This window comes from Bacillus sp. GbtcB14 (assembly GCF_019091205.1).
Taxonomy (GTDB): domain Bacteria; phylum Bacillota; class Bacilli; order Bacillales; family Bacillaceae_G; genus Bacillus_A; species Bacillus_A cereus_AG.
On the sequence record NZ_JAGXJT010000296.1, the window covers coordinates 1 to 239 of the forward strand.

Below are 239 nucleotides of genomic sequence, written 5' to 3' on the forward strand. Positions count from 1 at the left end.
AACAAATCTCCTGATAAAGAAGAGAAGAATGTAGTATTAGCAACCCTGATGGCAATGGGAACAAATATTGGTCTTACAAAGATGGCAGATGCTACTCCTGGAACCTCTTATAGACAAATGGCAAACACTGCGCAATGGAGAATGTATGATGATGTTATGGTTCGAGCTCAGTCTGTTCTAGTTAACTTTCAACTCAGGCGGCAATTAGCAACATATTGGGGAGACGGTAATACATCGAC

At 41.0% G+C, this 239-nt stretch carries 1 protein-coding gene; it reads left to right on the plus strand.

Annotated features, from left to right (window positions below; all coding sequences use genetic code 11):
• Positions 1-239: Tn3 family transposase (locus KVT31_RS29965; protein WP_217613770.1), on the plus strand; the 239-nt coding region annotated here is incomplete at both ends.